This is a genomic window from Chryseobacterium sp. JV558, assembly GCF_033712365.1.
In the GTDB taxonomy this organism is placed as follows: Bacteria; Bacteroidota; Bacteroidia; order Flavobacteriales; family Weeksellaceae; genus Chryseobacterium.
In genome coordinates this window covers 118,299-137,779 of record NZ_WJHU01000002.1, presented here as the reverse complement: position 1 = coordinate 137,779, position 19,481 = coordinate 118,299, and the positions used below count along the sequence as shown (strand labels likewise).

Below are 19,481 nucleotides of genomic sequence, written 5' to 3'. Positions count from 1 at the left end.
AACGATACCGAAGTACTGTAATCATCAAATTAACTTTCTGTAAAGCTAAAATTAGTATTAAAACAGCCGTATGCTGGTGAAATGTATTTAAGGTAGTTTTGCAGCCAGGCTTTCTGGTAAAAGTCTAAGGATATAGTAGATCATTTTCCATTTAAAATTGGGAACAATAGTAAAGGAATTTCCTGCATTGACAATATATTTTGCTACATAATCCGGCTCCATGATCAAGGATTCATTCAATTCTAATCCTTCATTGATTTTCGTTCTGATATAGCCAATAACCAAAGCATTCACAATGATTTTTCGAGAAGCTAATTCCTGTCTCAACCCAGCAAGAAACTGAGTAAATGCAGCCTTGGTACTTCCGTAGACAAAATTACTTTTTCTTCCTCTCACTCCAGAAAGTGAAGAAAGACCAATTATTCTTTCAAGGCTTTTATTGTCTTTATCCATTGCAATAATGCTCAGAATAGATACTCCGCCCATATAATTGACTTCCATCATTTGTTTTGCACCTTTAAAATCTGTCAATGCTTTTTGGTTGTCCACTAAAAACCCCGCTGCATATACTATAATATGAGGTTTTATGGGAATTTCTGAATAGAATTTCTGATGTGAATCAAAATCTGCAGCATCAAAATACAAAACAGAAACTTTTGAATGGTTGAGATGATTTGAATTAATAAAATCTTCCAAAGATGTTGTATTTCGGGAAGCTGCAATCACCGTAAATCCTTTTTCAACATATTGTTTTATACATTGCTTTGCTACATCTGAATTTGCTCCCAGAATAAGAACCGTCTTATTAGTGTTTTGATTCATAAGGCAAAGATAATTTTATTAAATGCTAATCGCAAATGAACACAAAACCGCTTAACCATCTTCATTAAATTTTGCTCTTGTTGATCAGTTATATAAAAAGACTGCGGCGGGTGAACTTTGTTCACCCGCCGCAGCTAAATATTTTCAGACTGAATTATTTCTTTTCTTCAGTTGCTGTTTCTTTTTTGTCATCCGCTTTATCAGCAGGTTTTGCTTTATCTCCAAAACGAGATTCTGTCATCTCTCTGGAAACTGCTGCTTTTTCGAATTTCAGTTTTCCTGATAATGTTTCGATAACAAAACCATCATCCTGAACCTGAGCAATTCTTCCGTGAAGACCTGATGTAAGAACTACTCTTGTTCCTACTTTAAGGTTTTCCTGAAAGTTTTTCTCTTGCTTTTGTTTTCTCATTTGAGGTCTTATCATCAGGAAATAAAATCCTACAAACATTACCCCCATCATGATTAGCATCATAGGTGAAGATCCACCTGCTGCCTGTAAAAATAGTGTCAACATATTGTAATTATTATGGTTGAATGTTTGCTGTGAATGTTAATCTGATTGGAGCTTTTTCTACGTTTGCAAAAACATCTGCATACTTCTGAACGTTTCCGTCAAAGCTTGAAGAATCAAAGTGCAATGTAACTTTTCCTTTTTTACCTGGCATAATCGGTTCTTTTGTGAAGTCAGGAGCTGTACATCCGCATCCAGGCTTAACTTCAGAAATAATTAATGGGTTTTTACCAGTATTAGTTACTTCATATACGTGCTCTACTTTATCTCCTTTTTTGATTTTTCCAAAATCGAAGCTGTTTTCAGATAGAGCAACAGAAGTAGATGGTTCGTTAGAAACCGGTGCTGCTGCAGAATCAGTAGTTACCGGAGCCGCAACAGCTGTAGAATCAGTAGTTGCAGTTTCAGTACTTTGAGTTTCTTTGTTTTCTTTTTTACATGAAACTAACCCAAAGCCTATAATAGACAAGGCGATAATTGATAACGTCTTTTTCATTTTATATTCTATTTTGATCTTTACAATATTTATCTAAAATACCATTGATGAAGATATTGGAACGGTCTGTAGCAAATACTTTTGCAATTTCAATATATTCATTAATAATAACTCTTGAAGGCGTGAAAGCAAAATTGTCAAGTTCTGCAAGTGATGTAGATAAAATTACTTTATCCATTAAAGAAACTCTTTCCAGATCCCAGTTTTCAAGTCTTTCGCTCAGTTTCTGTTCATTGCTTTCCCAGTTGTTCAGTGTATCTCTCAACAGTTTTGCAGCAAAAGTTTTATCTTCTTCATCTTTAATCATTTTAATTAAAGTTCTGCTTTCTTCATCTTCTCTCAGGAAGCCGATCGTTTTTTGTACCATGGAGTTGGCAATGTGGATATCATCATACCATGAAAGTTCTTTATCTCCCAAATAATCATGAAAATCTTCATTTTCAGCAATATATCTTAAAAATAATTTCCCGATAAATTTCTGATCTTCTTCAAAAGAGTATCCATCTTCTTTCATGAAATCCTGGTAACGCTTTCCAGCAGTAATTCTTTGGAAAGTTTTTACCAATAGGTCATCATGCATATCCCATTTCAGCTGCTTATGCTGGCCTGTAAAAAATAATCTTTCAGGATTTTCTTCCAGTTTAAGCAATACTTGGTTGTTGATGAATTTTTGGTTAGGATTGATATCAGCATCAGTTTTAAGATATTTATTCTTACCAATTTCGATCTGATGTTCTGCCAATTCTTTCAGAGCCACCAAAAAATTGAGCTGATAGATGTATAGATAATAGATTTTCTCTATACCAGCAAACATGTTTTTCTCTAAAACATCAAATTTTACAGGATTTTGGTAGTATGAATACACTGACTGTACTACTTTTTCACGGATTTGTCGTCTTCCTAACATTCAAAGAGCTTTTTTATGGGTGCAAAGATACAAAATTTAAAATTGACGAATTCGTAGTGTGATGACATTTTTGTAATTTTGTCAAACTATATGAAAGCGCTAAAAACCTTAAACCCTTATTTTTGGAAACACAAAATACTTTTGTTTTGGGGGGTACTCTTTATCATTGCCAGTAATTTCTTTAATATATATAAGGTTCAGTTTGTAGGAAAATCTGTGGATGAGCTTACAAAAAATGGCAACCTTGGCTTCAACAATCAGGTTTTGATCTATGTTGGAATTATTGTTGGATGTTCCCTGCTGACCGGAGTTTTCACCTTTATGATGAGGCAGACCATTATTGTGGCTTCCAGAAGGATAGAATATGAGCTTAAAAATAAAATCTACAGACATTATCAGAATTTATCTTTAACAGATTATAAGCAGACCACCATTGGAGATTTAATGAACAGATTAAGTGAAGATGTTGTGGCGGTAAGAATGTATCTTGGTCCCGGTGTCATGTATGTAGCCAACCTGATTGTGCTTGTGCTGATCACCGCTATTTATATGATAAAGACGGATGCTTATATGACATTATGGACTTTACTGCCCCTTCCGATTTTATCTTATGCTATATATAAGGTAAGTTCAATCATTAATAAGAAGTCGAAGATCATGCAGAAAAGCCAGTCTGCGATTTCTACTTTTGTTCAGGATAGCTTCTCTGGAATCCGTGTTGTAAAGTTCTTTGCCAGAGAGAAATACATTGAAAAAAATTATGGAATCAAGGTAACTGATTATCAGAACAAAGCATTGGATCTGGCAAAAACAGAAGCTTATTTCTTTACTATTATTCTCTTTGTAATCGGTCTATTGAACGTGGCTGTTATCTGGATTGGAGGGGTTAAATATATTGCAGGAGAATTAAGTATTGGTAAAATTGCAGATTTCTTCATGTATATCAACACACTGATCTTCCCGTTCTCTATGGTAGGATGGGTAACTTCCGTGAACCAGAGAGCTGAGGCATCCATGCAAAGAATTAATGAATTCATGGATAAGAAATCCGAAATCGTTAATACTAGTTTTGAAAACTACCCTATCAAAGGGGATATAGAATTCAGGAATGTCTCTTATGTATATCCTAATACAGGAATTAAAGCGCTGGATAATTTAAGCTTTAAAGTTAAAGCCGGGGAATCTTTGGCCATTATGGGTAAAACCGGAAGTGGAAAATCAACCATAGCTCTGCTTTTATGCAGGTTGATAGATCCCAGTGAAGGTGAGATCTTGATTGACGGTAAAAACCTGAAAGATCATAATTTGACCAACTACAGAAACTTCATTGGATATATTCCTCAGGAGAGTTATTTATTCTCCGATTCTATTGAAAATAATATAGGTTTTGCCATTGACTATCCTTCTCATGAGAAAGTGGTAGAATATGCAAATATTGCAGATGTTCACAAAAATATTGTAGAGTTTAAAGAGCAATATAAAACACTTGTAGGTGAACGCGGAGTCATGCTTTCGGGAGGGCAAAAGCAAAGAATATGCATTGCAAGAGCCTTAATTAAAGACCCTAATATCATCATTTTTGATGATTCACTATCTGCTTTAGACACAGAAACGGAGCAGAATATTCTGGAAAATATCGATAAAAAAATAAGTAACGCTACTTCCATAATCATCACACACAGAGAGTCTAGCGCTCAAAAAGCCGATCAAATTATCAACCTTACGGAAATTGCCAATTCTGTAACCGCTTAGCCATTTCGTTCTCAATTGTTAAATAAATCATAAAAAAAATTTTGTGATTAAAAGAATTCTTTTATATTTGTTCTTAACAAGATTAAAAAATATCTAACAATGAGTGAATACAAGGAACGCCATGAAAATGAGATTTTCACGAAGGTGTTAAAAGCAGGGAGAAGAACTTATTTCTTTGATGTGCGCGAGACGAAAGCAGGAGATTATTATCTTACAATCACTGAGAGTAAGAAAAATTTCGGAGAGAATGGGGAAGCTACATTCGAGAAGCATAAAATTTACCTTTACAAGGAAGATTTTAAGAGTTTTCAGGAGATGTTTAATGAGTCCACAGATTTCATCATTAATGAAAAGGGTGAGGATGTAATTTCAGAAAAGCATGATAAAGACTTCAAAAGCAAATCATTCACTATTGATTCTGACGACGAAGTTTAAAAAAGAATATCTAAAAACACAAGCATCTGAAAAAGATGCTTTTTTTGTACTCTGAAATCATAGAATTTACTAATAACATTGTATAGCAATACATATAATAGTAGAGAATTTGGCTAAAACCATTTGATTATATATTAAAAAAACGGGCTAAAGCCCGTTCCTATTGATATTATAATAAATCAATTATATTATAAAGTTCTTTATTATTGATTTTCTCGTTTTACAGAGACTATTTCTTTTAGAACTTTTTTATTGAAAGATTCTTTTTTCAATAAACTGAATAACATATCTGGCAGCTCATTCTGACAAGGATCTGCTGTTTTATTAGAACTAGAATTAGGATTACTATTGATAACTTTTGCCGCAGAAAACATTACAATACCTCCATCTTTTCTAAGGGTAACCAGTTCATCATTTTGCGAGCTTGAATCAAAGTTTCCAAAACACATTACATTATCTTGGGTTTGCAATACAGGAAAGCTTTCAATACCAATGTTATCTAAAAATTTAACGCCATTTGATTCCTTCAGTTTAAAAACTTTATAATCTCCATCAAAGTTTCTATGAGCGATAATTTCATCAGCTCCATCACCATCCAGATTTCCAACAGCTAATCCTTTCCAATCTGAAGCTGCACCAAAGCCAATAGACTTATCAATCAGTGTCATTACCCCATTATCATCAATATCATAAGCATACACACCATTTTGCATATAATCTTCAGCATCAATCAACAATACAATTTCATCTTTTGGATCATCATCAAGATTACCAGCAGCAACCGCTTTAATTTTGGAATTTACAGGCAGATTGAGCTGATTAAAATAGACCAATTCAGGATCAGTACTATTAAATTTATATAGTCTTACTTCTTTGTTATAATTTCGGACAGCAATAAATTCGTCTTTGCCTCCACTGATAAAATTTCCAGTGGCTAATCCTACCCAATCTGACTCTGCCCCAAAACCTGTAAATTTTGAATGCTCAACGATTTGGTTATTTTCAATTTTAAAAATATAAAAGCCATTTTTATTAAAATCTGTATGATCACTCAATGCAATAATTTCGCTTTTATTATTTCCAAAAAAATCACCTGCAGTAAGTCCTTTCCAATTATAAGAGCCACCATAGGCTATACTATTTGTCACAGGGTGGAAACTCTTACCATAAGGTTCCAAAGTACCTATAAAACCGTCATAATTCCTGATTTTCACAAACTCATCCTCGTCATCCTCATCAAAATTACCCTTTGCTACCCCTCTCCAATCAGAATCTTCTCCCCATAAATGATAGGTATTCACAGGGACAATAAAATTTTCATAGTATGCTAAAAGTGCCAATGTCAAAGACGAACCTTCTACATTGATATGATCATAATAATTTTTTGCAGCTTGTAAATCTGCAATTGTCTGATATATTTTTTTATCATATTCCGAGGACAGATATAACCACATGTAGGAAACATATGCATCATAATTGGTATTATTACCTGGAGGAAGCTCATTTATAGTATGATATTTAATATTCCATTTCAACCCGTTATAATTCACTGCATCATGTATAGATAGAGGCCCCTGATAAATATCTTTTGTAAAACTTTTAACATATCTCTCCATATCTAAAGATGTATAAAGAGGATCGTTGGCATTGTTCTTTATATTATATTTAAAGCATTCATATGGAAAACTTACAGTCAAGCCTGCATGGGATATATCATCACGTAAAACAGTATGGTTCCAATAAGGCCAGATATTTGAGCCATGATTCGGATCAAGCTGAGTATTTAACTTTATAAAATTAGATAGTTGACGTATTTTAGTAAGATAGATGGTATCCTCTGTTGCTCTATACATTTGTACAAAGACTCTTCCAACTGCACTTTGCATATTAAAAGGTAAAACTTCACCCTTATACTTTAATGGAGGTGTATAACCATCAGCAGTATCTCTTTCTTTATAATATCCTATATTACCTGAATCCGTATGCCACTGATCTTCGTGATAAGCAAATGTTTCTTTTATCTTTTGTATAAGATCCAAAGCAATAACACTATAAGTTTGGCCAGAATAGCGACCTGATGAAGTATACTGCAAACTCTGGATTGTCAGATCGTGTTTTACCATTGCCGCGAACTTTGCCATAGGATATGTGATATTGGCACTATGAACTACGTGGGAATAAGGCTTTCCTACATTTGTAGTGTCGTTATAATAGCTGGTTGACCAGGCAGCCCCTGATTTCCCTCGATAATCAAAAATTGCTGGCCAGCCCAATGTCGGAAACCTCAGATCATCCCTTCGATCAATTGTATTTCCCATGCATTTTATTAAAGTGTTAGCATAAATTGTATCCTTTGTTTTTTCATACATCAGTACTAAAGCTTCCATGTGAGCAGGTACCCCCCATGAAAATTCTTGCTGATCAGAGCTGGTTGAATTACCATTCCATATAGCAAAACCCTTGTTATCAAATACACGTTTGTAATAAGATTGGGAACCTGATTGAGAATAAGATTTTATTGCAAAAAATGCAATAAGAATTGTAAAGAGTTTTTTCATGTTAATAGTTTTGATTTGAGTCAATTTAAAGAGAATTTCATCTCATGATTCTGGCAAAACAAATATAAAAGTTTCAATCACCAAACCATGAATTTATTTTCAAGAATTTAAAGAGACCCATTGTGTCTGTTGAAGAAAAAATCATAAGTACTGGGAGAAAAACTTTTGAAAAAAAATAAAGCCTTTCAAGATTTGAAAGGCTAAAAATAGGGTAAGATTTACAAGTAAATTATTTCTTAATAAATTTCTCCGTAATTATTTTCTTTTCAGTCACTACATTTAAAATATAGATTCCTGATGGAAATGCCGAAATATCTACCTTTGATTCTTTTGTGGTTTTTATGAGTTGTCCAGACGTACTAAATACTTCTGTCTTTAAAATCTTATCATTGGTTTCTATATTCAGAACATCTTTAGCCGGATTAGGATAAATTCTAAACTGATTAATTTTCAACTCAGAAACCCCTAGACTTCCCATCAATTCATAAGCTCCACTATCAGGATTGCCCATTCGAACCATTCCTGCAATATCATCTGTTGGTGCATCTGTCAGCTGACCATAATTGATTGCAACACTATTGGATAACAAGGACAATCCATCATCCGAAGTTCTTAAAATACCATCTGCTCCAAAGATGTTGGTTTCGTCTTTAAAATTAGGATTAGTCTGGAATATATTATTAGGATAGCCATACAAAGAATTTTGGTTTGCTGAGGTATAAAAACCTTGTGGTAATTGAAATAGGTTATTGTAGAAATAATTCTCAGCAGGCCAGTCATTATGATTTTTGTAATCTGCGCCAGGCTGATTATCCGTCCCATTAATATTGCCCCAAAATATATTATTTTTCACGAAGTTATTTCCTAAATAGGTAAAAAATCCACCACCCCTCGTTCCTGTATTTTTGTAAATAGTATTATTAATGACTTTATTTTGTCCATAATAAAGGAAAATTCCTCCACCCATATAGTTTGAAGTATTTTCATAAAGCACATTGTTCACAATTAGATTTGAACCTTTCTCCGTGTAAATTCCACCTCCTCCGTAATAATAAGTATCAATCTGGCTGATTCCTCCTTTATTTTTACCTATCACATTTTTACTAATTATATTATTCACACCCAATACCGTATATATACCACCACCATCGCCAGTAGCAGTGTTATCATGAATATAGTTATTGGTAATGGTATTTGTTCCCTTAAATACACTCACTCCTCCACCATCATAATGTGCTTTATTATTATAAATTTCATTGTCAGAAATGATGTTATTGCTGGTTGAAGTATAGATCCCGCCGCCAGAAAAACCAGAATTCATATAAATCTTGTTATTGGAAATAGTATTATTCCCATTAATAAAATATATTGCCGGGCCTGCTAGTCTTGAAGCAACATTTCCATTTACATTATTATTGACAGTACCCATTGCAAAACCATTGGCAATAGAAAATCCATCTAACTTTACACCAATTGCACTGGTACTGCTTCCGGAAAACAGCACAACATGATAACAATTGTCATTTACAGTTCCTAAAACTCCCAAGTCGCCGCTTAAGAGCGTTATATTACTGTTTAAGTTTCGATCTGATAAAGATGTTTCTGTTCCATTGAAACCGCCGTAGACTGAAATACCATCTTTTAAATAAAACGTTTTATCCTGGCTATCTGAAGGAGAAGTATTTCCAAAAGGATCTCTGGTGGGAAAATAAGTTCCGGTGGCTACCCAGATTTCATCTCCAATCTGACTGCTATTGATTACAGCCTGCAAGTCATTACCTGCTGTAGCCCATGAAGTGTAAGGCGAGCTGCCGGTACTGGAATTTATATTTACGTACCGTACCGTTGATGAAATTAAAATAGAATTAAGTATAAAAAGTAAAAAGTAGATATTTTTCATTCCCGATAATGTTGATAATTACCGTGCAAATATACTTTTTAAAGACATTATAAAAAAAATAACACACTAAAAAGTGGCATACTGCTCTGATTTGTGTTTTTAATATAAAATAAAAAAAGCACATTTTCATAAGAAAATGTGCTGATTTAGGGTGAATGAGGGGTCTCGAACCCCCGACCTTCGGAACCACAATCCGACGCTCTAACCAACTGAGCTACAATCACCGTTTTGTGAGTGCAAATATAGAGCATTTTCCTCAACTACCAAACAATTCCATCAAAATTTTTCAAAGAAATTAACTTCTCAGACGTAAATCCCTCAGCATAAGCAACTCCCGATAACCGCCCTAAATCCTGAGCACGGTAAGTTAAGCTCTCATAAAAGTCTTTTGTTGTAATTGGAGTCTCTGGTTCTTTAGAAGCTGGATCATAAAATTGAGTTTTATAAGCCATACAAGATGCAATTTTCGTATCCAGAAATTCTGAAATGTCAATAACAAACTCCGGTTTGATATCTTTCCATTGAATATAATGAAAAACATGCTTAGGTCTCCACACTTCCTGGCTCTCTCCTCCTTCTACAGTTTCTATTTTTCTCAATCCAGACAAAAAGCACGCATCCGATACTAATTTCGCTCCTTTTGCATGGTCTGGATGTCTATCATCAATTGCATTGGCCAACACGATTTCCGGACGGTATTTACGGATCATTTTTACAATCCTCATTTGGTACTCTTCAGAGTTTACCAGAAATCCATCTTTCATTCCAAGGTTCTCTCTTGCTGACAGACCCAAAATTTTAGCAGCATCCGCTGCTTCGGCCTTTCTTGTTTCATCTGTACCTCTTGTACCGAGTTCACCTCTTGTAAGGTCTACCACTACACATTTTTTACCCTCTGAAACCATTTTAGCAATAGTTCCTCCACATCCCAGTTCTACATCATCAGGGTGTGCTCCAAAAGCAAGTATATCAGTTTTCATATAATCAAAGATAAGTTTAAAATAAAAACTTCCCAAACATTACGAATGGGAAGTTTTAATATCTATAATTTACATTTTAAATTATTTATTGATCTCTGCATTTAATTTTACAGCATCCTGGTAAGTAGGATCTAACTGTAATGATTTAGCTACATAATCTTTAGCTTTTGCAAGATCAGTATCTTTATTCATATAAGCTACAGCAAAGTATGCATAAGCAAGAGTCTGCTTGTTAGCTTCCTGGTCTGCAGGTTTTACTGTACTGATGAATTTTTCGTAAGCCATTTTTGCAGCATCATTGTTTCCTGCCTGTTGGTAAGAATATCCCTGGCTGTAATAAGCAGGAGCCCAATCAGGAAGTAGAGCTGACATTTTCTGCCATGTAAGGATTGCTCCGTTCCAGTTTTTGATATCCTGATAAGCTGTTGCTAATTTGAATAATGCATCAGAATCCTGATTATTAGCAGCAATCTGCTTTTTCAACGCTTCAATTGTTGGGTTAGTAGGTCCTTTGTCAACTTCTGACTGAGAAACACCTCCACCACCAGCGATGTTAGCTAATTCAAGGTCCCACTTCATTGTTTCATCTTTTGCCGCTTTTGCAAGAGCAACTTTCTGCTGAGATTCTGCCATTAAAGCTGATTTTTTAGCAGCATCTTTCTCATCTTTTGCTAAACCTGCAGCAATAAGTCCTTGTAAACCTTGGTCAGCAGGTTGTACTCTTGTTTTCTCAGCTTGAGAAACGAAAGTATCCATATTTTGCTTAGCATCCGCATAGTTTTTATCTCCGTATGCATTATAAGCTCTTAGTTTGAACTTAATAGGATCATCAATTTTATCAAAAATCTTATCTAATACCATTTTAGAGTTTGCATAATCTTCATTTGTGAAGTATAGTTTTGCAATTTCTAATTGAGTATATGGATCTTCATCAGCATATTTTGTATAGTTGATAAGGTCTTGTGTAGCTTTTGCGTTCTGCTGATATCTGATATCATAACCAGCCAATGCTTTATATGCAGGAGCATAAGTAGCATCTACACCGATAGCTTTATCAATATTTTGTTTAGCTTGTTGCCATTGTTGTGCAGCCATCCATAAAGTTGCCATTCTTGTATAAACGGAAGCTTTATTTTTAGCAGTAGGTAATGCTTTATCATAAGCAGACATAGCCTCTCCCGGCATTCTTTTTAGTCTGTAAGCATCTCCTAATGTATAATAATAATGTGCAGGAACACCTTTTTTCTCAGCTTTCTCAATCGCTTTAGTTAAAAACTGGATAGCAAGATCAGGGGAACTGTTCTTTTCGAATAAAGTTAAAGCTTCTGCAGCTCTGAAAAGAACTTCAGCATCTTTTTCTCTTGAATCAGTAACTACTTTCTGAATTTCAGCAACAGCACTTTTATCACCTTTACTTAATTTAACAGCAGCTAAACCGATTTTGTTAAGATAGCTTTTTGCATCAGCAGCTAATCCTTTGTTGAAGCTTTCAGTTGCTTTAGCATAATCGGGCTCTCCCTGTCTTAAGAAAGTATTTCCCAAATAGAAGTAGTTTTCAGCTGTAGGTTCTTTAGCAATCATATCAGTGAAATTCGTTTTTGCCTGAGCAAACTTATCACTGTCTATACTGTTGATACCATCCTGCAATGTTTGTGCAGAGGCAAAACCGGCAAAAAATACCACGGCTGCTCCAAAAGCAATCTTCTTTACATTCATATTCATTATATCTTTCATTTTATATTTTCTAATAATTGAGTTATATTCTACACAATTTTCAGACCAAATCAATATTTTTAATAAGACTAAATTGTGAATTTAATATTTTTTAACGCATCTGAACTTCTCTCTTATACATATTATAAGGTTGCAGACCTTCTTTCTGTACAATTTTTTGACCTAAATGAGTACATGAAAATCTTATAAATCCATTTGCGATATTAAAATTCCCTTCATTTATAAGGAAATAAAGTACTCTTGTAAACGGATATTCCATTGTACGAAGCCCCTCAAAATCTGCATTATAAAGTTTTCCTTTGTCTACAACCGGAAGAACTTTAACCATTTCTCTCAGTTTCTCTGAAGCTTTATCATAGGGACGGCTAAAAGTATTAAGCCCTACAACCCCTATTTTACCAGGATATTTTCCTAATTCCTCAATGATCTTCTGATTTCCGGGAATAATGGAAAATTGAAGGTCTTTTGGCTGTTTTTTAAATTTTTCAGCGACAAAATTCAGATTACTTGAATTGGTTCCGTCAAAGATAAATTCCTTTTTATCAGACATTAGTCCGCTATTGATTTCCTCCATTGAAATACTTTCTTTCGGGGAATCTTTAGGAACTACAAAAACTACTGCGTCTGCAGCAAATTTAGAAGGTAGAAACTTTAAATCTGTTCTTTCCTCGTATGTCTTTATTTCTTCTGGAGTAAGGTTTCTGGACATCACTACCGCCTTAGCATTCCCTTTCAGAAGATCAAGAAGTCCTAAATCTTCTTTCTTGGTTTCTACTTTGATGTGAGCTTCAGGATAATTGATCATATAGCCATCAGCTAATGCTTCTGTAACACTTTGAAAGGACTCGTCAGTAAAAATTGTAAGATCACCTTTGTGATAGGAAGGAGCATTTTTCTCCTTTTTGCAGCCTGCAAGCATTATGCTTAAAACAAAAATTACTGCAAGCTTAAAACTATTCTTCATTTCTCGATTTTTTAATTCTTGAGATCGCCCTGTAAATTCTGAAAATACCATAAATAATCAATACTACTCCTAACGCGTAGGCAATAGCAGGTTCTAAAATAGTAAAGAAGAATTTATAGACAATCACTACAATTCCTAAAACGATATAAAACAATCCCGTAACCAGGGATAACCAATTGAACATCATGTAACAAAAATACCAAAAAAAATAAAAAGAGAAGCATATGCTTCTCTTTTTATTTATATTTCGAATAAATAAGTCTTATTCAAAGTTCATAGTAAATGGTACACTATAGTAAGATCTAACACTCTCCCCGTTTCTCTTCGCAGGAGTCCATTTTTTAAGTTTCTTAACTACACGTACAGCTTCACTGTTAAAGTCGCCATTTGGAGATTTCTCTTCAATAGTAACTGCAGAAACAGTTCCGTCTTTTTCTACAACGAACTTCAGCTTAGCTTTAAGCGTTCCTTCACCTCCTTCCATTAAAGAAGTATCGAAATTATCTCCCAAGAACTTTCTTAATGCTCCCATACCTCCAGGATATTCTGCAGACTGGTCAACATCTTTATAGATCTCGTTAGGGTTATTCGTTTTTACTTCTACAGTAGTAGCTTTAGTACCTGTAGATGGTGGCGGCGGCGGCGGCGTATAAGCTGGAGCCTTTACCCCCTCCTGATTATTCAAACCAGTTGTAGTTTCCAACTGCTTAGAAATCGGTGGTGGTGGAGTTTCAATTTTCGGAGCTTTTACAGGCTCAGGAACTACGTTCTGAATCACCTCAATTTTCTCTTCTTCTTTTGGAGGAGGAGGTGGTGGTGGTTCTTCGTCCTTAGGCTGCTCGATAATCGGATCTTCTTCGATAATATCTACAAGATCTGCCTTTACTTCTTGCTTAGGCGGAGCTGTAAGATTTTTAATTGTAAGATAGATGAACGGAGACAAAGCTGCCAAAAGGAATAATGCTGTTCCGATGATAAAAGACTTTGTTAAAAGTCTTGGATACTGATGTCTAATATCATAGGCACCATATTCCTTGTTTCTATTTTCAAATACGATCTCGTCTAAAGTAAGATTCTGACCGTATACATTTTCATCTGCCATAGATTAGATATACAATTTTATGGTTAAATTACTTTGTAGCAGCAGCTGGTACAGCAGCACCTCCTACTTTCTTGTCATAAATAGCTTTTTCCCAAGGCTTCACATCGGTAACACCGTACTGCTCACTTTTGGTAATTGCCATTTCGTCAAGAATATCAACAAAGTTCTTATATATAGCATCGTCAGTTGGCTTAATGATCACGGTAAATTTCGTTTGATCTGCAGCTCTAGATTTTGCCTGCTGAATTACTTTTCTAATTCCTTCTCTATCAAGAGTAGTTTCCATAAGAGTCTGGTCATTCAAGGAAGTTGCATCCTGCTGGTGCCAAAAAACTCTATTATTTTTTCCTAATAAAATAGAAATTGAGTTAGAAAGTTTAATTTCTGTTGGAGGTGGTTTTTGTTTTTCATCTTTCGGTTTAGCCGGAAGACCCAAATCCATAACATTCGGTTTACTGAATGTAGTTGTGAACATAAAGAAGGTAATCAATAGAAAACCCAAGTCCACCATAGGAGTCATATCGACTCTGGTATTTTGCTTCTTGGAACGAACTTTGCCTCCCTTTCCGCCTTTTTCTTGTACTTGTACTTCTGCCATTTCTAATGATATATTATGGTTTACCTTCTTGTGATGTAATCAACCAAAATTTAAGAAAATCAATATCTCTTAAACCCTCAAATAGACTTTTAACTTTAGGGTACTGAGTTGTAACGTCACCTTTAATAGCTAACTTGTAGTCAGGATTAACGCTCAAACTTTCTTTTACCCAGTCAATTAACTGCTTATTTGTACTGTCCATAGGAATTCCTGTAGGACTCTTATAATTTTTCTGCTCATCTGCAGGCATATCCAAATAACCTTTAAGTTGGTTCATTGGAACTCCAATTGCCTGAACTTTCTGGAAAGCTACTTTTTGGTTGTTGTCAAAAGTAATACCATACTTTTGTCCCATTTTATCCAAAAGAGCAACTCTTTCTGATGCATTGTCTACTGGTTGGAAATAGAATTTTCCATCCGGAGTAGCATTGATAGTCATTAAACTAGCATCAGGAAGTAATTTTTCCGAAATTGAAGATGGCGGTTTGATCTGCTCCACGTCAGGTTTTTTAAACTGAGTGGTCAAGATAAAGAACGTAAGAAGTAGGAACGCAACGTCACACATTGCGGTCATGTCCGTAACTACTCCATGTCTTTTTGGTTTGACTCTCGCCATTATTATAAAATATTTTTAATTAAACTTCTTTTAATTGCTAATGCAAATTCCTTGCTAATTCTTAGTTGAATTCAGCAAAAGATTGTTGGATGCTCATAGAGATCTCATCGATCTTATAAGTTAATCCATCAATTTTAGATGTAAAGAAGTTATAAAGGATAATAGCGATTGCTGAAGTACCAATACCTAATGCCGTGTTGATCAAGGCTTCAGAGATACCTGTAGAAAGTGCAGCAGCATCTGGAGTACCACCACCTGAACCTAGTGCAAAGAATGCTTTGATCATCCCGATTACCGTACCTAGAAGTGCGATTAGCGTTGCTACTGTACCTAAAGTAGAAAGGATCATCATGTTTTTCTCAAGCATTGGCATCTCAAGAGTAGTAGCTTCTTCGATAGCTTTGTTAAGCGCTACCATTTTCTGCTCTTTATTTAATGTAGTATCGTGAGAAAGTGCTTTGTAAGTAGTAAGACCTTCTTTTACTACGTTACCTACAGAACCTTGTTGTCTGTCACACTCTTCGATAGCTTCGTCAATTTTGTTTTGGTTAAGTAAGCTTCTTACTTGTACTACGAAGTTGTCTAAGTTTCCTTTTCCAGCAGCTTTACCAAGAACGAAATATCTTTCAAAAGAGAAAACGATTACAGTAATCATGAAAGTAATCAAGATTGGTACGATAACCCCTCCTTTGTAGATAATACCTAAAAACGATTCTGGGTGAATGTCTTTTCCTTCAACACTTGAAAAAGCTACAGACCCACCTCCTAGTTTATCTGCATCTTTAAAGTTTCCTGGGCTACCAAGAACGAATAAATAAATACATACTCCTATAATAAATAGAATAGGAATAATAACAGCTGGATTTAAACCTCCTGCCTTTCTAGCAACTACTTGCTCATCATTTTTTGAAACATTCATTTCCATATTTAACTAAATTATATTGTTTTAAAATTTTACAGGGTGTAAATTAAAGGCAAAATTAATTAAAATGCAAGAGTCTTAATTAAACATTTTGCTTTTTTTTGATAAAGAAAATTTAATACGATTTCGATATAATAATTATTTTTAAATATTTTATTTATTTTCCCCAAATTTAACATTTGAGTTAAAAAATCAAAAAAATAAGACACCCATTTTTTTTAATTTCCCAATGTTAAATTTTATTTAAATCACGATATTCACAATACGGTGAGGAACTACAATGATTTTTTCAGGGGTTTTACCCTCCAGAATCTGTTGCATTTTATCACTCGAAATCACCAAATCTTCCACTTCTTTGGCAGATAATTGAGCTGAAAGTGAAATTTTGAACTTCATTTTACCATTTACACTTACCGGATAATGAATTTCATCTTCAACCAGATAATCTTCATTTAATGTCGGGAACCTTTCAAATTCAATAGATGTATCGTGTCCCAGCAAATTCCACAGTTCTTCACAGATATGAGGAGCATACGGAGAAATGATAACGGCCAGCGGCTCTAAAATATTGCGCTTGTTACATTTTATTTTCTGAAGCTCATTTACAGCAATCATAAATGATGATACAGAAGTATTGAAAGAGAAGTTTTCAATATCATAAACTACCTTCTTTATTAAGGTATGTAAAACTTTGTACTCTTCTTTTGTAGGTTCTTCTTCTGAAACTTCAAAAGTCTCTCCGTTGAAATAAAGATTCCAGAATTTTTTAAGGAAACCATAGACACCGCTTAATCCCTGGGTATTCCAAGGCTTGGATTGTTCTAATGGACCCAAGAACATTTCATACAGTCTTAAACCATCAGCTCCATACTCTTCACAGATATCATCAGGGTTTACCACATTGTATTTTGACTTGGACATTTTTTCTACTTCACGGCCTGTGATGTATTTTCCATCTTCCAGTATAAATTCCGCATGAGCATAATCAGGTCTCCAAGCTTTGAAAGCTTCAGTATTTAATTCATCAGAAGTTCCTATTAATAAGGATACGTCAACGTGAATCTGCTGAGTCTGATAATTACCTGCAAGATTTTTAGAAACATATTGGTTCGTTCCATCAATTCTATATACAAATGCACTCATCCCCAAGATCATCCCCTGGTTGATCAATTTCTGGAATGGCTCATCGTGATTGATATATCCTCTGTCTTTTAGGAACATATTCCAGAAACGGGAATATAATAGGTGACCTGTTGCGTGTTCGCTGCCTCCAATATATAAATCAACCTGTCCCCAATAATCTGAAAGATCTTTGGCACAGAACTCTCCGTCATTCTGAGGATCCATGTATCTAAGGAAATACCATGAGCTTCCTGCCCAACCCGGCATTGTAGATAATTCTAACGGGAAAATAGTTTTATCATCAACCAGATCTGTAGCAACTACCTTTTGATTGGCTTCATCCCATGCAAATTCTTTTGCATTTCCTAATGGCGGATCTCCGTCTTCTGTTGGTAAATATTTTTGAACTTCAGGAAGTTCCAATGGTAAAGCGGAAGTTGGCAACGTGTAAGGCATCCCATCCTTATAATATATAGGAACAGGCTCTCCCCAATAACGCTGTCTTGAGAAAATAGCATCACGCTGTCTATAGTTCGTTGTTCCATGACCGATTTCTTTAGTTTCGATCTCTGAAATTATTTTTGACTTTGCATCATTATAACTCAATCCGTTTAAGAAATCAGAATTCACACATACGGAATCTTTAGAATCAAAAGATTTCTCCTGAATGTCTTCTTCAGTTTCTACAACTTTTTTAATTTCAAGGTTGAATTTCTTAGCAAATCTGTGATCACGCTCATCATGTGCTGGAACAGCCATAACCGCTCCTGTTCCATATCCCATCAATACATAGTCTGAAATATAGATCGGCATTTTTTCATTACTGAACGGATTGATTGCATAACTTCCTGTGAAAGCTCCACTCACGTTTTTCACGTCAGACATTCTGTCTCTTTCCGTTTTCTTGGAAGTTTCTTCAATATAAGTATCTACTTCTACTTTTTGAGCATCGATAGTGATAGTTTCTACTAAAGGATTTTCCGGAGCCAATACCATAAAAGTTGCTCCAAAAATAGTATCAGGTCTTGTTGTAAATACCTCAACGATTTCATCATGGCTTTCTACCTGAAACTGAACCTGTGCTCCCTGAGATTTTCCAATCCAGTATTCCTGAGAATCTTTCAAAGGCTGTGGCCAGTCTAAAGTATTTAAGCCTTGCAATAATCTTTCAGAGTAAGCAGAAATCCTCATACTCCACTGCATCATTTTCTTTTGGAAAACAGGGAATCCTCCTCTTTCAGATTTTCCGTCTTTCACTTCGTCATTTGCCAATACTGTTCCTAATGCAGGACACCAGTTTACAGTAGTTTCTGCTCTGTAAGCAAGACGATAGTTTAGCAGGATATCTTCTTTATCAATATCAGAAGCAGTTTTCCATTCTTCTGCGGTGAAATTTAATTCGTCGTTCTGATTGGCATGTAATCCTTCTGTTCCTTTTTCTTCAAAGTGTTGAATCAAGGCATCAATAGATTCTGCCTTATCAGTATTTTTATTATACCAAGAGTGGTACAGCTGGATAAAGATCCATTGTGTCCATTTATAATAAGAGGCATCTGAAGTTCTTACTTCTCTGCTCCAATCGAATGAAAATCCGATTTTTCTTAACTGCTCTTCGTATCTGTTGATATTTTGTTCTGTAGTAACAGCAGGATGCTGCCCTGTCTGGATCGCATACTGCTCAGCAGGAAGTCCAAAGCTGTCATATCCTACCGGGTGAAGAACATTAAACCCCTGATGTCTTTTGTATCTTGCATAGATATCCGATGCTATATATCCCAGCGGGTGACCTACGTGAAGACCTGCTCCAGATGGATACGGAAACATGTCGAGTACATAAAATTTGGGTTTATCTGTATTATTAGAGGTTTTATAGGTTTGATTTTCCTCCCAGTATTTCTGCCACTTTTTTTCTATCTGCTGATGATCGTAAAACACTTTGTATATATGTTAGATGTTAGACTTTAAAATATCGAATTATTTTTTCTTTTTAACAAGAGTCACAAAAATAATGATTTTAAAGTAAATGGAAATTTAATTTATGATGAATTGTAATTTTACC

17 protein-coding genes and 1 tRNA gene are annotated in these 19,481 nt (G+C 34.9%); 2 read left to right on the top strand and 16 right to left on the bottom strand.

The window, feature by feature from the left end; genetic code table 11:
- Positions 1 to 87: 87 nt before the first annotated feature.
- The 4 genes from GFU89_RS06380 to GFU89_RS06365 form a co-directional block, all read right to left on the bottom strand.
- Positions 88 to 822: an SDR family NAD(P)-dependent oxidoreductase gene (locus tag GFU89_RS06380; protein WP_318846358.1), complete on the bottom strand. Its 735-nt coding sequence runs from the start codon at positions 820 to 822 to the stop codon at positions 88 to 90.
- Between the two features lie 154 nt (positions 823 to 976).
- A complete protein-coding gene (gene yajC, locus GFU89_RS06375; protein WP_318846357.1) occupies positions 977 to 1,339 on the bottom strand; it encodes a preprotein translocase subunit YajC in 363 nt (120 codons plus the stop codon).
- Between the two features lie 10 nt (positions 1,340 to 1,349).
- Entirely contained in the window at positions 1,350 to 1,832 is a 483-nt protein-coding gene (locus GFU89_RS06370; protein ID WP_318846356.1) for a DUF1573 domain-containing protein, read from the bottom strand.
- A gap of 1 nt (position 1,833) precedes the next feature.
- The gene (locus GFU89_RS06365) at positions 1,834 to 2,739 is read right to left on the bottom strand and encodes a transcription antitermination protein NusB (RefSeq protein ID WP_318846355.1); all 906 of its coding nucleotides are present in this window, start codon (positions 2,737 to 2,739) and stop codon (positions 1,834 to 1,836) included.
- 90 nt (positions 2,740 to 2,829) lie between these two features.
- Between GFU89_RS06365 and GFU89_RS06360 the strand changes: the two genes are divergently transcribed.
- A complete protein-coding gene (locus tag GFU89_RS06360; RefSeq protein ID WP_318846354.1) occupies positions 2,830 to 4,491 on the top strand; it encodes an ABC transporter ATP-binding protein in 1,662 nt (553 codons plus the stop codon).
- Between the two features lie 99 nt (positions 4,492 to 4,590).
- A complete protein-coding gene (locus tag GFU89_RS06355) occupies positions 4,591 to 4,926 on the top strand; it encodes a DUF3276 family protein (protein WP_034701927.1) in 336 nt (111 codons plus the stop codon).
- 203 nt (positions 4,927 to 5,129) lie between these two features.
- Here GFU89_RS06355 and GFU89_RS06350 read toward each other — a convergent pair whose 3' ends face one another.
- From GFU89_RS06350 to leuS, 12 genes are all read right to left on the bottom strand, one after another.
- Positions 5,130 to 7,484: a hypothetical protein gene (locus GFU89_RS06350; protein ID WP_318846353.1), complete on the bottom strand. Its 2,355-nt coding sequence runs from the start codon at positions 7,482 to 7,484 to the stop codon at positions 5,130 to 5,132.
- 229 nt (positions 7,485 to 7,713) lie between these two features.
- Positions 7,714 to 9,384 (bottom strand): right-handed parallel beta-helix repeat-containing protein, encoded by a 1,671-nt coding sequence (locus GFU89_RS06345; RefSeq protein WP_318846352.1) that lies wholly within the window; start codon positions 9,382 to 9,384, stop codon positions 7,714 to 7,716.
- 149 nt (positions 9,385 to 9,533) lie between these two features.
- A tRNA-His gene (locus GFU89_RS06340) sits at positions 9,534 to 9,609 on the bottom strand.
- A 35-nt stretch (positions 9,610 to 9,644) separates the two neighbouring features.
- A complete protein-coding gene (gene bshB1, locus GFU89_RS06335) occupies positions 9,645 to 10,364 on the bottom strand; it encodes a bacillithiol biosynthesis deacetylase BshB1 (RefSeq protein WP_318846351.1) in 720 nt (239 codons plus the stop codon).
- Positions 10,365 to 10,445: 81 nt separating this feature from the next.
- Positions 10,446 to 12,098: a tetratricopeptide repeat protein gene (locus GFU89_RS06330; RefSeq protein ID WP_318846350.1), complete on the bottom strand. Its 1,653-nt coding sequence runs from the start codon at positions 12,096 to 12,098 to the stop codon at positions 10,446 to 10,448.
- A gap of 91 nt (positions 12,099 to 12,189) precedes the next feature.
- Positions 12,190 to 13,062, bottom strand: a complete 873-nt coding sequence (locus tag GFU89_RS06325; RefSeq protein WP_318846349.1) for a substrate-binding domain-containing protein — start codon at positions 13,060 to 13,062, stop codon at positions 12,190 to 12,192.
- Positions 13,052 to 13,249, bottom strand: a complete 198-nt coding sequence (locus tag GFU89_RS06320; RefSeq protein ID WP_183084614.1) for a DUF308 domain-containing protein — start codon at positions 13,247 to 13,249, stop codon at positions 13,052 to 13,054. Before GFU89_RS06320 ends, GFU89_RS06325 begins: the two co-directional genes overlap by 11 nt.
- Positions 13,250 to 13,324: 75 nt before the next feature.
- Positions 13,325 to 14,164, bottom strand: coding sequence for a TonB family protein (locus tag GFU89_RS06315; protein WP_318846348.1), 840 nt, complete (start codon positions 14,162 to 14,164; stop codon positions 13,325 to 13,327).
- A 28-nt stretch (positions 14,165 to 14,192) separates the two neighbouring features.
- The gene (locus GFU89_RS06310) at positions 14,193 to 14,762 is read right to left on the bottom strand and encodes an ExbD/TolR family protein (RefSeq protein WP_318846347.1); all 570 of its coding nucleotides are present in this window, start codon (positions 14,760 to 14,762) and stop codon (positions 14,193 to 14,195) included.
- A 13-nt stretch (positions 14,763 to 14,775) separates the two neighbouring features.
- Positions 14,776 to 15,378 carry a biopolymer transporter ExbD gene (locus tag GFU89_RS06305; protein ID WP_318846346.1) on the bottom strand — a complete coding sequence of 201 codons (603 nt, stop codon included), beginning with the start codon at positions 15,376 to 15,378 and terminating at the stop codon, positions 14,776 to 14,778.
- A gap of 61 nt (positions 15,379 to 15,439) precedes the next feature.
- Positions 15,440 to 16,303, bottom strand: coding sequence for a MotA/TolQ/ExbB proton channel family protein (locus tag GFU89_RS06300; RefSeq protein WP_318846345.1), 864 nt, complete (start codon positions 16,301 to 16,303; stop codon positions 15,440 to 15,442).
- A 240-nt stretch (positions 16,304 to 16,543) separates the two neighbouring features.
- On the bottom strand, positions 16,544 to 19,357 hold the full coding sequence (leuS, locus tag GFU89_RS06295; RefSeq protein WP_318846344.1) for a leucine--tRNA ligase: 2,814 nt from the start codon (positions 19,355 to 19,357) through the stop codon (positions 16,544 to 16,546).
- Positions 19,358 to 19,481 lie beyond the last annotated feature (124 nt).

Bases quoted from the DNA above. Each gene is read 5' to 3' on its own strand.
- GFU89_RS06380 (WP_318846358.1), bottom strand. From the start codon at position 822: ATGAATCAAAACACTAATAAGACGGTTCTTATTCTGGGAGCAAATTCA.
- yajC (WP_318846357.1), bottom strand. From the start codon at position 1,339: ATGTTGACACTATTTTTACAGGCAGCAGGTGGATCTTCACCTATGATG.
- GFU89_RS06370 (WP_318846356.1), bottom strand. From the start codon at position 1,832: ATGAAAAAGACGTTATCAATTATCGCCTTGTCTATTATAGGCTTTGGG.
- GFU89_RS06365 (WP_318846355.1), bottom strand. From the start codon at position 2,739: ATGTTAGGAAGACGACAAATCCGTGAAAAAGTAGTACAGTCAGTGTAT.
- GFU89_RS06360 (WP_318846354.1), top strand. From the start codon at position 2,830: ATGAAAGCGCTAAAAACCTTAAACCCTTATTTTTGGAAACACAAAATA.
- GFU89_RS06355 (WP_034701927.1), top strand. From the start codon at position 4,591: ATGAGTGAATACAAGGAACGCCATGAAAATGAGATTTTCACGAAGGTG.
- GFU89_RS06350 (WP_318846353.1), bottom strand. From the start codon at position 7,484: ATGAAAAAACTCTTTACAATTCTTATTGCATTTTTTGCAATAAAATCT.
- GFU89_RS06345 (WP_318846352.1), bottom strand. From the start codon at position 9,384: ATGAAAAATATCTACTTTTTACTTTTTATACTTAATTCTATTTTAATT.
- bshB1 (WP_318846351.1), bottom strand. From the start codon at position 10,364: ATGAAAACTGATATACTTGCTTTTGGAGCACACCCTGATGATGTAGAA.
- GFU89_RS06330 (WP_318846350.1), bottom strand. From the start codon at position 12,098: ATGAAAGATATAATGAATATGAATGTAAAGAAGATTGCTTTTGGAGCA.
- GFU89_RS06325 (WP_318846349.1), bottom strand. From the start codon at position 13,062: ATGAAGAATAGTTTTAAGCTTGCAGTAATTTTTGTTTTAAGCATAATG.
- GFU89_RS06320 (WP_183084614.1), bottom strand. From the start codon at position 13,249: ATGATGTTCAATTGGTTATCCCTGGTTACGGGATTGTTTTATATCGTT.
- GFU89_RS06315 (WP_318846348.1), bottom strand. From the start codon at position 14,164: ATGGCAGATGAAAATGTATACGGTCAGAATCTTACTTTAGACGAGATC.
- GFU89_RS06310 (WP_318846347.1), bottom strand. From the start codon at position 14,762: ATGGCAGAAGTACAAGTACAAGAAAAAGGCGGAAAGGGAGGCAAAGTT.
- GFU89_RS06305 (WP_318846346.1), bottom strand. From the start codon at position 15,378: ATGGCGAGAGTCAAACCAAAAAGACATGGAGTAGTTACGGACATGACC.
- GFU89_RS06300 (WP_318846345.1), bottom strand. From the start codon at position 16,303: ATGGAAATGAATGTTTCAAAAAATGATGAGCAAGTAGTTGCTAGAAAG.